Below are 13,675 nucleotides of genomic sequence, written 5' to 3'. Positions count from 1 at the left end.
CAACATATAGTGATTACAAACAATGACTTTCTTCGCATAACTATCCTCACTCCCTTATAATAAATTAATTTTTGATCATAATTGGGAATCACCGATCCAAATAAAATATATGACTCCAGCGAAACATGTTTATTCCATGGCTATTAGTTACTGAATGCTGCGCCACTAAGAGATCATTTTCCGGACCATAACTATTGAAAATCTGCCAACAAAAAAACACCTCCAAGGGCGCCTCCATATTTTACCACATGGTTGCATTCTCTTGAAGGTGTTTTAATTTGTCTTACGTTATAGGTCAACCACACGCTGCGGCTGAAAGGGCTGTCTTTGTCTTCATTTGTTTTATCCGCTTGTCTTTTTATTCTAAGCCCGTTTTACAAGAAGATCTACAATTTCATCATTTTTGTCCATTTGACTCATCGCTTTGCCGATGGATTTGCGTTCCATGACAGGTGCTTGTTCGGAGTTAAATGAGAACGTCTTGCCGTCTTTGTTCACCGCGGTAATCTGCAGTGGCTCCTTGCAGAAATAAGCACCGGCAATACGGCTGCCATTCGGCTTCACACGTTTGCCCTCTTTGAACTCGAATGACTGAATTCCTTTGCCCCCACGCGTCTGCGTAGGGTAGTCAAGCAGCAAGGATCTCTTCGCATAGCCGAGATCTGAGATGACAAGAATCTCTCCTTCTTCACCTTCTACCCATAAGGCAGCGGCCACTTCATCATCTTCACGCAGCTGAATGCCCCGGACACCTCCCGAGACTCTACCCATGGAGCTCACCTCTTGCTCATTAAAGCGGATCGCCATCCCCAGCTTGCTGATCAGGAAGATATCCTGCGCATTCCGGCTTAGAGTGACAGAGACCACCGCATCCTCGGGTCCTACCTTTGCTGCAGCAATCGCTCCAGAGCGCTTCGATTGATATTCTTTGAGCTCTGTCCGCTTCACCTGACCCCGCTTCGTTACGAACACGAGACTAGCGTTGTCCTCGAAATTCTTGACTGGAATGACGCTTACAATCCGGTCTTCTTTGGTCAATGGAATCACATTTACAATTGCTGTACCGTTATCTTTCCACTTGAACTCAGGCACCTGATGGACAGGAAGCAGGAAGTACTGACCCCGCTGTGTGAAGATAAGCAGATTCTCCAGGGTATTCACATCCAGGATATGCTTGATGTAATCCCCTTCCTTCACACCTGAGCCATCCCGTTCCCCGCCCGAACGTGTGAACGAGAGCATGCTTGTCCGTTTGATGTAACCTTCACCGGATAGGGTCACGAGCACATCCTCCTGGGTAACCAGAACCTCCAAGCCTACCTTAAGCTCTTCCACTTCACCCTGAATCTCGGATCTGCGGTCAATCCCGTATTTCTCGCGAATCTCCAAAAGCTCCTTCTTGATCACTTTCGTGAGCTTCTTATCGCTCTCCAGAATTGCTCTCAGGGAGTTGATCTTCTTCTGCAGCTCATCCAGATCTTTCTGGAGGGAAGTAATCTCCAGGTTCGTTAGCCGATACAACTGGAGCGTTAGGATCGCATCAGCTTGGCGGTCTGTGAAGCCGAACATCCACTGGAGGTTGTTCTGCGCATCCTGCCGGTTCTTGGAAGCTTTGATCGCAGCGATAACTTCATCAAGTATATTAAGAGCCTTAACCAGCCCTTCCACCACATGAGCACGATCCTCCGCCTTTTCCAGCTCGTATTTCGTACGGAAGGTAACCACTTCACGCTGGTGAGCGATATAGGCTTCCAGCATTGCTTTAATCCCAAGCTGCTTCGGTGTCTTATTCACAATAGCAACCATATTAAAGTTGTAAGTCACTTGAAGATCCGTCTTCTTAAGCAGATAAGCCAATATCCCTTGGGCATCCGCATCCTTCTTGAGTTCAACAACGATCCGAAGTCCGCCGCGGCCGCTCTCATCACGAACCTCGGCAATGCCTTCCACCTTCTTCTCAAGGCGGATGTTCTCCATAGAGGTAACGAGGCGGGATTTGACTATCTGATAAGGGATCTCGGTGATCACAATCTGCTGCTTGCCGCCACGAAGGGATTCAATCTCCGTCTTAGCACGGATATAAATCTTGCCTTTACCCGTCTGATAAGCATCCCGAATGCCATTCTCACCCATAATCGTTCCACCTGTAGGGAAGTCAGGGCCTTTAACATAAGACATAATCTCATCCAGCTCGATTTCTGGCTGCTCCATCAGAGCTATACAGGCATCGATAATTTCACGCAAATTGTGCGTCGGAATCTCGGTTGCGAAGCCGGACGAAATGCCGCTTACCCCGTTGACCAGCAGGTTCGGATAACGTGAGGGAAGAACCACCGGCTCCTTGGTCGTGTTATCAAAATTATCTTTGAATAGAACTGTACGCTTCTCTATATCCCGAAGCAGCTCCATTGCAATCGGGGACAACCTTGCTTCTGTATAACGCATTGCGGCAGCCGGATCATCATCCTGTGAACCCCAGTTCCCGTGGCCATCGACCAGAACGTGGCCCATCTTCCAGGGCTGAGCCATACGAACCATTCCCTCGTAGATGGAAGAATCTCCATGGGGATGGTAGTTACCCATAACGTCACCAACGGTCTTCGCCGACTTGCGGTATGGCTTATCCGGCGTATTGCCTGAATCGTACATGGCATACAGAATACGCCGCTGTACAGGCTTCAGACCATCTCGAACGTCAGGAATCGCGCGGTCTTGTATAATATATTTGGAATACCGCCCGAAGCGGTCTCCAACAACCTCTTCCAGATATGCGGGCAAAAAATTCTCTAGCGAGCTCATTCCTTCACCTTCTATTCCTCAAACTCTGTGAAATCCACATTCTCCACGATCCAGCGCTTGCGAGGATCGACTTTGTCACCCATGAGCGTGGACACACGCCGTTCCGCCTTGGCAGTATCCTCAATTTGAACCTGCAGCAGGTTGCGCGTCTCGGGGTTCATCGTCGTCTCCCACAGCTGTTCGGGATTCATCTCTCCCAGACCTTTGTAGCGCTGCAGCTCAAAGTTCTTCCCGAATTCCTTCAGATAGTTCTGCAGCTGCTCATCCGTCCAAGCGTATCTAGCTGTCTCCAGCTTCCCGGACCTGCGCGTAATCTTGTAGAGCGGCGGCTGGGCGATATAGACCCGTCCGGCATCAATCAGCGGCTTCATATAACGATAAAAGAATGTCAGCAGGAGCACCTGGATATGTGCTCCATCTGTATCGGCGTCCGTCATTATGATAATTTTGGAATAATTGCTGTCTTCCACTGCAAATTCAGTTCCTATTCCTGCCCCAATCGCAGAAATAATATAACGGTATTCATCATTCTTTAGTATATCAGCCAGCTTTGCTTTCTCTGGGTTCATCGGTTTGCCCTTCAGCGGAAGTATCGCCTGGATCTTGGAATCGCGTCCCTGCTTCGCTGATCCTCCAGCAGAGTCGCCTTCTACGATGAACAGCTCTGTCCGGGTTACATCCTTGGACTGCGCCGGAGTCAGCTTGCCGCCAAGATTCGAGCTCTCGCTTCTCTTCTTGCCCGTACGCATCTCATCCCGCGCTTTGCGAGCCGCTTCCCGCGCCCGGGAAGCCTGAACCGCCTTCTTAATAAGCACCTGCGCAACCTGCGGATTCTCCTCCAGGTAGACCTGCATCCGCTCGGAGACAATCGAATCCACCGTGCTCCGTGCCGAAGCGCTGCCCAGCTGGTCCTTGGTCTGGCCTACAAATTCAACATCGGACATCTTCACACTAATCACGGCCATCATGCCCTCGCGAAGATCAGTTCCTTCGAGGTTCTTGTCCTTCTCCTTGAGCATGCCGTTCTTGCGCGCATAATCGTTCATAATCCGCGTATAAGCGGTCTTGAACCCCGTCTCATGCGTACCGCCGCCGCGAGTTGGAATCGAGTTCACGAAGGAAGCCAGCGTCTCGGTATAGCCTGCATTGTACTGCAGCGCCACCTCAACCTCGACATCCTCCTTTTCACCCAGGAAGTGAATGACATCATGAAGAACATCCTTGCCTTCATTCAGGAACTGAACGAATTGTCTTGCCCCGCCTTCATAAAAAAACTCGTCGGAACGATCCGACCGCTCATCCTTCAGAACCACTTTCAGGCCCGAGTTCAGAAAAGCAATCTCCTGCAGACGTTCCGCGAGGGTATCGTAATTCAGCGCTATTCCGCCCTGGAATACTCGAATGTCCGGTTTGAACGTAATCTTCGATCCTGTCCGGTTCGTATTACCCAGAACCTCAAGACCCGTAACAGGTTCACCTACATGCTCAATTCCCTTGGTGTCCACCCAATATTCAAAGCGCTGCTTGTGAATTTTGCCTTCCCGGAAAATTTCAACCTCCAGCCATTCGGACAATGCGTTCGTTACCGACGCACCTACACCGTGAAGACCGCCGGATTTCTTGTAGCCTGCGCCACCGAACTTGCCTCCTGCATGGAGGATTGTGAAGACGACCTGAGGGGTTGGAATCCCTGTCTTATGCATGCCGGTCGGGATTCCCCGCCCGTTATCAAATACGGTAACGGAACCGTCCTTGTGCAAAGTAATATCAATTCGCGAACAGAATTTGGCGAGATGCTCGTCCACTGCATTATCCACGATTTCCCATACGAGATGGTGAAGGCCCGACGAGCTTGTACTCCCAATATACATACCTGGCCGCTTCCGTACTGCGACTAGCCCTTCGAGCACTTGAATGTCGTCTGCGCCGTAACCCTTTGAGCCGTCTTTGCCCACAGGTTCTTCAGCAAACAAATCGATCTGATCGACCATTCATGCTCCTCCTTTATTTACGCTTTATGTATACAGTGATCCAAAGAAATATCCCCCCGGGGACTTAGCTTGATCGTTAACCTTTCCCAAGGAGGAGTCTTCAAGAGTTACACTGTATTAACAAAAACAATCAAAATGCAAACAGATGTTTTGTTATCCTTGTCCATTTTAATTCAATATATCCTGTTTCGTAAAGACAGTGAATGAAATGATGAGCGATACGGCCGCCCAAACCGCCAGAACTGTCAAGGAAAATCCTAATGTCATGCCTTCGATAGGTGCCGGAGTTCCGGCCAGATAATTGGTCAGGTCCAGATTCACCATGAACAAATATTTAGCACTCGTCCAGGCAGAGGCCATATTTGTCAGAATCGTGCCCGCAATCAGCGAAGCCATCATAATAACGATACTAGCGGCTGTACTCCGGACTAATACGGATACCATGAAGGCAAGAATGGCGACGGTAATGCTCATGAACCAGATCAGCCCGCACTGCATCAGAATATATGCCCACTGGGGTACAGCATGCACTCCCGACAGATCTACATCAGAGCCGTTAAGCTTGAAGCCAGTGAACACAGGTATATTGAATCCTTTATATCCGAACACCAGTCCTGATATTAAATAGCTCACAATAAATGCCGAGACAACGATCAGTGACACGAACATGAGCAGCGCAATCAGCTTGCTTAACAGCACCTTCCACCTTCGTACAGGCCTTGTAAGCAGCATCTTGATCGTACCCGAAGACCGCTCCGAGGATACAATATCCGATGCTATGGCCATGATCAATAACGGTATGAACAAAGTAGCCGCATTATCCATGAACTGCCGTGTGAAGCCGACCCCTCCCGGCTCCTGGGGATTGACATCATGCTCAAGGTAATATTTCATCTGCTGAATAAAGACGATTCTGTATTTCTTCCATTCCTCGGGAACCCGGGCGCTTTGCAGTGAATTCTGATTATCGGTTATGGCCTGGCGCACAGCCAGACGCCAATCCGAGTTGAATTTCTCCCGGTTATTCTGGGCAATCTTCATCTGGGCATATACAAAGATCGGCACAAGCACAATGAGTACCAGGATGACAACATAGAATCTTTTCTTCTTCATCATCTTAATGGTCTCATTCTTGATTAAAGGCATGATACTACTCAATCGATTCACCTTCTGTCATCTCAAGGAACAGCTGCTCCAGAGTAGGATTTATCTTATGAACATCCCGCACCTCAACCCCAGCGGCCACTAGCAGGGGAACAGTTGCGGATATAGAACCGCCGGTGAACTGGGTAACCACAGAATCCTCATTTAGACCGGCCGCAATCGTATCATCCAGCACGGCATGGGGATCGGCAACGAGCTTAGCTCCGTGACTCTCCAGAATTTCAACTCCACGGGCTCTCGGACTCAGCTGCCAGATCACATAGTTGGCATTGCCGGAGACCAATTCATTCACTCCACCTACGGCCAGAACCCGCCCGCGGCTTATAATCGCCACACGATCGCAGAGCAGCTGAATCTCACTCAATAGATGACTGGATACGAACACGGCCATTCCTTCTTCAGCCAGACGGCGGACGAAGGCCCTAAGCTCCTTGATCCCCTTGGGATCAAGCCCGTTCGTAGGCTCATCCAGAATAAGCAGCTTAGGACGGCCAAGCAAGGCCTGGGCGATCCCGAGGCGCTGCCGCATCCCCAGTGAGTATGTCTTCACTTTATCGTGAATCCGTTGATCCAGTCTTACAATCTCTACCACTTCTTGTATGCGCGCTTCATCAATCCCCGGCTGCATCCGGGCAAAGTGCTGGAGATTCTCCCACCCTGTGAGGTAAGGATAGACCTCAGGATTCTCTACAATAGAACCTACAAAGGCAAGTGCGCGCTCAGGATCCCGGTTCACATCATAACCGCAGATCTGAACCTTCCCTTCGGTAGGCTTAATGAGATCGACCAGCATCCGTATAGTTGTTGTCTTCCCCGCTCCATTGGGTCCAAGAAATCCAAAGATCTCACCGCTTCTCACGTCAAAGGTGACATCATCAATAATCCATTTCTTCCCGATCTTCTTCCGCAAATGATCCACAGAGAGCACGACTTCAGAGCCGCTGCGTTCTTCCTGAATGTTATGGGCCAATTCTTCTCACTCCTCACCTTATCTGCTAACGCAGTCCCTGAACAATCCGCTCCGCGATATATTGATATCCGTCGCCATTCGGATGAAAGTGATCATCCGCCAAGTATTTCTTTGTATTTCCCGTAAAAATATCAAAGGTCGAGACTACTCGCCCAGTCTCATAGCTGTTCAGTATCTCTGAAGCCCTCATGTTCCACTCCGCCACGGCCTGGTTCCCGGGAATCCGCATTTCCTTCAGGTCGTTGAAAGGATTATAGAGTCCAACGTACACAAGCTGAGCAGTGGGATTGATCTTGTGGATTCGATCGACAATCTGCTTCAGCCTTGCGGAAGCCTCCTCCACCTCGGAAGACAACTCTTCATAAGTAGGAAGTGCCTTGCCGGCTTGGACATTCTGGGCTCCCTGGAACAGATCATTTCCTCCAATAGACAGGAGAATAATGTTGGAATTCCTAAGCACATACTGAACTCCCTCTTCGCTAAGCGTTGGCAGAAGCCCCTTTGTAGTCATGCCGTTCACACCCAAATTATTCACAAGCTTAACCGGAAGCTTCTGTTCTTGCTGAAGCCCGGTTACCGCTCTGCGCACAAATCCTTGCCCGGTATCATCACCAGTCCCTTTAGCCAGGGAATCTCCAAGTGATACGATATTCAATTCCTTGGCATCCGTGGTCGGGGCTGCATCTGACAAGCTCCCGCTAGGCATGCTTGCCCACAGATTCCCGGCCTCCGGTGCGATTACATCTTTCACGGCATACAAAAATCCGGCACACAGCAGCAGCGTTGCCAGAATAGAAGAAATGCCTATGGTCCTCCAAGCCCAAGACGACGAATTCATAATAACCCTCCCGCTTTATTTGTCAGGTGTTTCTGAATCATATATACATAGGTTAGACATATGTAATTAACATAAATCACCTCTTTACAATTTGCAAATTCACTAGAGTTAACACTGGACATTGGCAAGGTCAAAGAGTATAATAAATTTCACCGAGTACCTATTTCGGGTTATTAGCTTAGTTGGTAGAGCAGCCGACTCTTAATCGGCAGGTCGCAGGTTCGACCCCTGCATAACCCATATTGTATTGAAGAAGCAGCGGACATGTTCCGCTGCTTCTTTATTGTTCTATGCCCCTGCTTCTTGATCTTCGATGATTAGCAAGTATAAGCTGTACACGCCGATATCCCTTTAGAAAAAGGACGGACACAAAAAGCACTGCTTACCCCAGTGGGTGAAGCAGTGCTTGAATCATTTTCCGATAAATTCCTGGACCCAGAGTCCATTGTAATAACCGACACCAATCAGCGTGTAGTGGGCGTTAAGAATATTTTTGCGATGGCCCGGGCTCTTCATCCAGTCCTTGACTACTTCCTCGGGGGTACGCTGTCCCTTGGCAATGTTCTCACCCGCGTAACGAAACGTAATATGGTATGCATCCATCATGTCGAACGGAGAACCAAAGGTGGGTGAAGTATGGCTGAAATAATTATGCTTGTACAGGTCGATCGCCTTATCCTTCGCCAGACCTCTCAGCTTGTCATGCACAACAAGCTTCTTCAGTCCCGCGCTTGTCCGTTCCTTGTTCACAAGCTCAACCACCTTGGCTGCCCGGTCTGCCTGAATCTTCGCGAACCTCGCCGCAAGTTCCGCCTGCTTGGACAATTGACTGGACTTTGGTGTCGCCGCGGAAGCAGCGGCAGCGTCTGAATGAATGGAGAACGTACCGAGCAGAAGCACCGTTAATAATGCGCAGCACATACGCAATGCCCGTTGCCCCATTAATGGCTGATTCATGATAATCCCCCTTTCCAAGAAGTAATTTACTGCGAGCAACCCATAACCTTTAAATCTAGATCAAGAGAGTTCGTTCTATGTTACATTTTAACATGGATAGAATGACCTTGCATTACCAAAATGTGGTATAACCGCGACATTTCTGCCGCGGCTGGTGAATCCTTATCCTATATTATTTTTTGCTCGCATATTTGCGCATATCGAAGGCTACAGCGGCAACGATGATCATACCTTTAATGATGAGCTGCCAGTTGGGGCTTACTCCAATGAAGGTTAATCCATAGTTGATCACTGTAAAGATTAACACCCCGGTCAGGACCCCCGGTACTGTACCTATACCTCCAGTTGTCGATACACCGCCAACCACGCATGCCGCAATCGCATCAAGCTCATACATGTTACCGTAGTTATTCGTTGCTCCGCCTGTTCTGGCTGCTTCCATTACCCCCGCAAGACCATACAATGCGCCTGCGATAGAATAGATCCAGATCAGGTTGCGGGATACGTTAATTCCTGAGACTTTAGCGGCTTGTTCGTTACCGCCAATCGCATACATATTTTTACCGAGCCGTGTTTTGTTGAAGATAACCCATACCAGAATAGAGACGACAATGGCAATTATAACGATATAAGGGACAGAGTACGGGCCTGAACCGATACTACCGGATCCCCACCAGGTTGTAAAGTCGGGTCTCAGGCCGCCAATTGGCTGGGAATGGTTCGGATCCATATCGAAATAGAGAGAGTTCACACCATAAATGATAACCATCGTACCCAGTGTAGCGATGAATGGGGGAACCCTTAATTTGGCGACAATCAGACCATTGATCATACCGAACAAGAATCCAACTGCTATAGCAAGAAGTACGGGAACAATAACTGGCAGATCAATGAGATCTGGGAAGAACCTTCTTGGGTAGTCCTGGACCTGCAGCATGGAAGCTGAGATAACAGCAGTTAGACCAACCATGCGTCCTGCGGATAAATCCGTTCCTCCCGTTATGAGGATAAAGGCAACACCCAGCGCTATAATGGTCCGCGTAGCCGATTGGTTCAATACATCACGCAGTGCATTAATCCCGATAAATGACGGGTCATAGATCGCGATCCCGATAATTAATACCACCAGTACAATATAGATGGCATTTTGAGTAATCATATCCTGTATTCTTCTAGCACTCATGTTCATGCTTCCTCCCTCTCCCGCCTCTAATGCTGGGCAGCCAGCCGCATAATCGTCTCTTCACTGGCCGCTTCTCCATCTAATATCCCTGTCAATTTCCCTTCTGACATAACCATAATGCGATCTGACATCCCCAGAAGCTCCGGCATTTCTGAAGAGATCATAATAATGCTCTTCCCTTGACGCGCCAAGTCCGCAATAATGGAATAAATTTCGAATTTGGCTCCCACATCTATACCGCGGGTTGGTTCGTCGAGCAGAAGAATCTCCGGTTCGGTCAGCAGCCATCTGGCAAGCAGTACCTTCTGTTGATTCCCACCAGACAGATTCATAATGAGTGCCTTGGTATTCGGTGTTTTTGTCCGCAGCTTCTCGATCATTTTGTTAGTCTCTGCCTGCTTTTTCTTCTCGTTTAGCAGCATATATGGCGTTACATACCGGTCCAGGTTGGCAATAGCCCCATTCTCATGTACGGATAGCACAGGAAATATTCCGGTTGTCCGGCGTTCTTCAGTCAGCAGCGCCAGGCCATGCTTCATGGCATCTTTAGGCGACTTGATCTTGACCTGCTTGCCATGAATCGAGATGCTCCCCGATTCGAGGTCCCGAAGACCAAATAAGGCTTCAATGAGCTCTGTCCGCTGTGCACCAACCAGTCCGCCAATACCGAGAATCTCCCCTTTTCTAAGCTCAAAAGAAACGTTCTTGAACGATTTCTCCACTGGCGAAGTCAATGAATGCGCTTCCAAAATAACATCTCCAGGCACGTTGCCGCGGTCCGGGAACCGGTGGGTCAGATCACGACCTACCATCTTGGAGATAATAAGATCTGTGGTCATCTCGGCTGCAGGCCAGGTGCCGATCTTCTTCCCGTCACGCATGATGGTAACATCGTCTGAGATGCGAAGGATTTCTTCCATTTTGTGAGATATATAAATGATGGCGACGCCTTTGGCTTTCAGATCACGGATAATGCGGAATAAATGTTCCACTTCCACACCTGTGAGCGACGAGGTAGGTTCATCCATCACGATAATTCGAGAGTTAAAAGATACCGCTTTCGCAATTTCGATCGACTGAATTTTGGACACAGATAATTTACCGACCAGGGTATCCGGCCTCAAATCAATATCCAGCTGCCTGAAAAGCTCTTCTGTATCCCGGTACATTCTGCGGTGATCCACAAATTTGAATGGACCAATTCCCTTCATTGGGAATCGTCCAAGCCATATATTCTCCATTACATCCCGGAACGGAATGGGATGGAGCTCTTGATGGATCATTGAGATCCCGTTGGCTAGAGCATCGCTGGAATTCAATATTTCGCTTTTCTTGCCATTTAGATAGATGTCTCCCGCGTCCGGCTTGTAAATACCGAACAGACATTTCATCAGAGTCGATTTCCCTGCTCCATTCTCTCCCATAAGCGCATGCACTGTACCCGGCCTAACCTGCAGGGTGACTTGATCTAGCGCCTTAACTCCAGGGAATTCTTTGGAGATATTTCTCATTTCAAGGTAGTACTCTTGCTCAGCCATTTGCATTTCGCCTCCTTACTGCCGCATTTCCTATCCATTTTGTATATGCTTGCTTATCACAAGAATCGGAAGGCTACCTGCACTTGGCAGACAACCTTCCTTTTCAGCCCTGTACCAAGAAGCTCAAATTCAATTATTGTGCGTCTTTCATGTTGTCTTTCGTGATTTTTTTGTAAGGAATCCAGATATACTGCTTGTCGGTTACGTCATAGCCAACACTTTCTTTCGTAATCTCTTTGCCCTGACCGAGCAGGGAGGCCAGTGTGATTGCCGCTTTACCCTGGTTATTTGCGTCGTTAAGAACGGTGCCAAGCATGGTTCCATCCCCGAGGGCCTGCAGCGCTGGCGCGGTGGCGTCTACGCCGACAACCGGTACATATTTACCACCTGTAAAGTATCCGCCCGCTTTCAAGGCTTCGATAGCCCCAAGCGCCATATCATCATTGTTCGCGAGGACCGCTTCGATCTTGTCGCCATGAGCGGCCAGGAAGGCAGCCATTTTCTCTTGGCCTTTTACACGGTCCCAGTTCGCATTGTCTTCGGCCAGCTTCTCCACCTTGATGCCCGCTTCTTCCACAGCCTGGATCGAATGCTTCGTACGCAGCTCTGCATCCTGATGCCCTTGCTCACCCTTGAGCATGACATATTGGAGCACGCCGTCTTTATTCTTATCCGCTTCCGGATGAGCCTTCCAGTAATCCACGATCAATCCGCCCTCCAGGGCACCGGATTCTTCAGCTTTGGCTCCAACGTAGTAGACTTTGTCCCATTTCTTCATGTCCTCAGGGAGAGGTTCACGGTTCAGAAATACAACCGGTGTGTCTTTCGCTTTGGCTTTATCGATAATGACTCCTGCAGCCGTTCGGTCAACCGGATTAATAACAAGCGCCTTCGTGCTCTTGGTCAAGAACATATCGACCTTATCATTCTGTGTCGGCTGGGAGTTCTGGCTGTCTACAATGTCGACCTTCGCGATTCCTTTTCCATTCGTCTCGATTGAGTTACGAACACCTGTCATGAACGTGTCATCGAACTTATAAATCGCCACACCTACATTCGGCTCTGTGGAAGAACCGCTGCTTCCGTTCCCCGAGCAACCTGCCAGCGCCGCTCCCATTACCGTTGTCGCCAGTACCACCATGCTTAGCTTCTTCATATTTCTGTTGACCTCCCATAATCTGAAATGAAGTATCTCTTCTTGTGTGTTCTGATCTGTTCACCTGCGAACAACTTGTGTACGCTTTCATTATGAAGGATAATCGGACCTCTGCGAATTCAAAATTCTGATGAGTTATATAAAAATTCTCACTAATCTGCTTAAGCATACTTATAGAAAAAGCGCCCCTTCCTACACGGAAGAGGCGCTTCATAATTATTCTTATTCTTCATTATGACCAGCTTCATCAACATACCTGCCCTGCTCGGGCACAGCAAGCTCATCGAAATTATCAGCTAGGCGGCTGAGTCCTAGCACCAGCTCATCACCTGAGACCGGTTGTCCGTGACCGGTAACAGCCAGCTGCGGCCTCAGCGCGGCCAGCTTCTGAACGGACTGCTTAGCCTGCTCCCAATCCGGGGTGAAGTAAGCCGGGGGCCCATTAATCTCCATCTTCTGGGATATTACCGCTAAGGCAGATTCTTGTCTAACAGTAATAAAGGCATCCCCGGCGATTAAAGCTCCATCCGCTTCCCGGTACAAAGAAATATGGCCCGGACTATGTCCAGGGGTGTGAATCCAGCGCCAATCCGGCAGATTAGGAACGCTCCCATCACTCGGAAGAGGATGCACCCTGTTCTTCAGATCGATAGCCTTATGCGGATACAACGGGGATATTTCCGCCATCAATCCACCGCCAACAGCCGGATCTGCGAGAGGATAGTCCTGCTGTCCTGTCAGAAATGGCAGCTCTAGTGGATGGGCATAGACAGGAGCTTCAAAGCGGTCGGACAAAGTCATCACCCCACCAACATGATCAAAATGCCCATGTGTAAGGATAATCGATTTAGGTGGTCGACCAAACCGTTCCATCGCTTCTTTCTCTAGTAGATGTGTCATAGATTCAAGCCCGGTGTCAATTAACACCCAATCCCCGCGGAACGGGTCACCTACAAAACATACATTAGCGATCAGCGTCCGCACAAAGGTAATATCACCGGTAACGTTCTCGACATCGAGCGTACCCGTTCTCAGCAGGCTTTTCTCATTCATGGCCGAATCCCTCCAAGTCTTAGGTA

10 protein-coding genes and 1 tRNA gene are annotated in these 13,675 nt (G+C 49.0%); 1 reads left to right on the top strand and 10 read right to left on the bottom strand.

Annotation, left to right across the window (positions count from 1 at the left end):
* Window positions 1-363: 363 nt before the first annotated feature.
* From gyrA to LDO05_RS08845, 5 genes are all read right to left on the bottom strand, one after another.
* Window positions 364-2,799, bottom strand: a complete 2,436-nt coding sequence (gene gyrA / locus LDO05_RS08865; protein WP_251378469.1) for a DNA gyrase subunit A — start codon at window positions 2,797-2,799, stop codon at window positions 364-366.
* Between the two features lie 11 nt (window positions 2,800-2,810).
* The gene (parE, locus tag LDO05_RS08860) at window positions 2,811-4,790 is read right to left on the bottom strand and encodes a DNA topoisomerase IV subunit B (protein WP_251378468.1); all 1,980 of its coding nucleotides are present in this window, start codon (window positions 4,788-4,790) and stop codon (window positions 2,811-2,813) included.
* Window positions 4,791-4,958: 168 nt separating this feature from the next.
* Window positions 4,959-5,948, bottom strand: coding sequence for an ABC transporter permease (locus LDO05_RS08855; RefSeq protein ID WP_251378467.1), 990 nt, complete (start codon window positions 5,946-5,948; stop codon window positions 4,959-4,961).
* The gene (locus LDO05_RS08850; RefSeq protein ID WP_251378466.1) at window positions 5,941-6,924 is read right to left on the bottom strand and encodes an ABC transporter ATP-binding protein; all 984 of its coding nucleotides are present in this window, start codon (window positions 6,922-6,924) and stop codon (window positions 5,941-5,943) included. The genes LDO05_RS08855 and LDO05_RS08850 overlap by 8 nt, the downstream gene beginning before the upstream one ends.
* A 25-nt stretch (window positions 6,925-6,949) precedes the next feature.
* Window positions 6,950-7,762 (bottom strand): GDSL-type esterase/lipase family protein, encoded by an 813-nt coding sequence (locus LDO05_RS08845; protein ID WP_251378465.1) that lies wholly within the window; start codon window positions 7,760-7,762, stop codon window positions 6,950-6,952.
* A gap of 167 nt (window positions 7,763-7,929) precedes the next feature.
* On the opposite strand from LDO05_RS08845, the gene LDO05_RS08840 reads away from it, so the two are divergent.
* Window positions 7,930-8,002: transfer RNA gene (locus LDO05_RS08840), tRNA-Lys, on the top strand.
* Between the two features lie 171 nt (window positions 8,003-8,173).
* Here the strand turns inward: LDO05_RS08840 and LDO05_RS08835 are convergent.
* The 5 genes from LDO05_RS08835 to LDO05_RS08815 form a co-directional block, all read right to left on the bottom strand.
* Complete coding sequence (locus LDO05_RS08835) at window positions 8,174-8,719, bottom strand: CAP domain-containing protein (RefSeq protein ID WP_251378464.1); 546 nt, start codon at window positions 8,717-8,719, stop codon at window positions 8,174-8,176.
* 172 nt (window positions 8,720-8,891) lie between these two features.
* Entirely contained in the window at window positions 8,892-9,902 is a 1,011-nt protein-coding gene (gene mglC / locus LDO05_RS08830) for a galactose/methyl galactoside ABC transporter permease MglC (RefSeq protein ID WP_251378463.1), read from the bottom strand.
* Window positions 9,903-9,928: 26 nt separating this feature from the next.
* Window positions 9,929-11,440 carry a sugar ABC transporter ATP-binding protein gene (locus LDO05_RS08825; RefSeq protein WP_251378462.1) on the bottom strand — a complete coding sequence of 504 codons (1,512 nt, stop codon included), beginning with the start codon at window positions 11,438-11,440 and terminating at the stop codon, window positions 9,929-9,931.
* Between the two features lie 133 nt (window positions 11,441-11,573).
* Complete coding sequence (locus LDO05_RS08820; protein ID WP_251378461.1) at window positions 11,574-12,596, bottom strand: galactose ABC transporter substrate-binding protein; 1,023 nt, start codon at window positions 12,594-12,596, stop codon at window positions 11,574-11,576.
* 222 nt (window positions 12,597-12,818) lie between these two features.
* Window positions 12,819-13,649, bottom strand: coding sequence for an MBL fold metallo-hydrolase (locus LDO05_RS08815; protein ID WP_251378460.1), 831 nt, complete (start codon window positions 13,647-13,649; stop codon window positions 12,819-12,821).
* Between the last annotated feature and the right edge of the window lie 26 nt (window positions 13,650-13,675).

It is taken from the genome of Paenibacillus sp. YPG26, assembly GCF_023704175.1.
Lineage (GTDB): Bacteria > Bacillota > Bacilli > Paenibacillales > Paenibacillaceae > Fontibacillus.
This window is presented reverse-complemented; position numbering and strand designations above follow the sequence as displayed.

Bases quoted from the DNA above. Each gene is read 5' to 3' on its own strand.
- gyrA (WP_251378469.1), bottom strand. From the start codon at position 2,799: ATGAGCTCGCTAGAGAATTTTTTGCCCGCATATCTGGAAGAGGTTGTT.
- parE (WP_251378468.1), bottom strand. From the start codon at position 4,790: ATGGTCGATCAGATCGATTTGTTTGCTGAAGAACCTGTGGGCAAAGAC.
- LDO05_RS08845 (WP_251378465.1), bottom strand. From the start codon at position 7,762: ATGAATTCGTCGTCTTGGGCTTGGAGGACCATAGGCATTTCTTCTATT.
- LDO05_RS08835 (WP_251378464.1), bottom strand. From the start codon at position 8,719: ATGAATCAGCCATTAATGGGGCAACGGGCATTGCGTATGTGCTGCGCA.
- mglC (WP_251378463.1), bottom strand. From the start codon at position 9,902: ATGAGTGCTAGAAGAATACAGGATATGATTACTCAAAATGCCATCTAT.
- LDO05_RS08825 (WP_251378462.1), bottom strand. From the start codon at position 11,440: ATGGCTGAGCAAGAGTACTACCTTGAAATGAGAAATATCTCCAAAGAA.
- LDO05_RS08820 (WP_251378461.1), bottom strand. From the start codon at position 12,596: ATGAAGAAGCTAAGCATGGTGGTACTGGCGACAACGGTAATGGGAGCG.
- LDO05_RS08815 (WP_251378460.1), bottom strand. From the start codon at position 13,649: ATGAATGAGAAAAGCCTGCTGAGAACGGGTACGCTCGATGTCGAGAAC.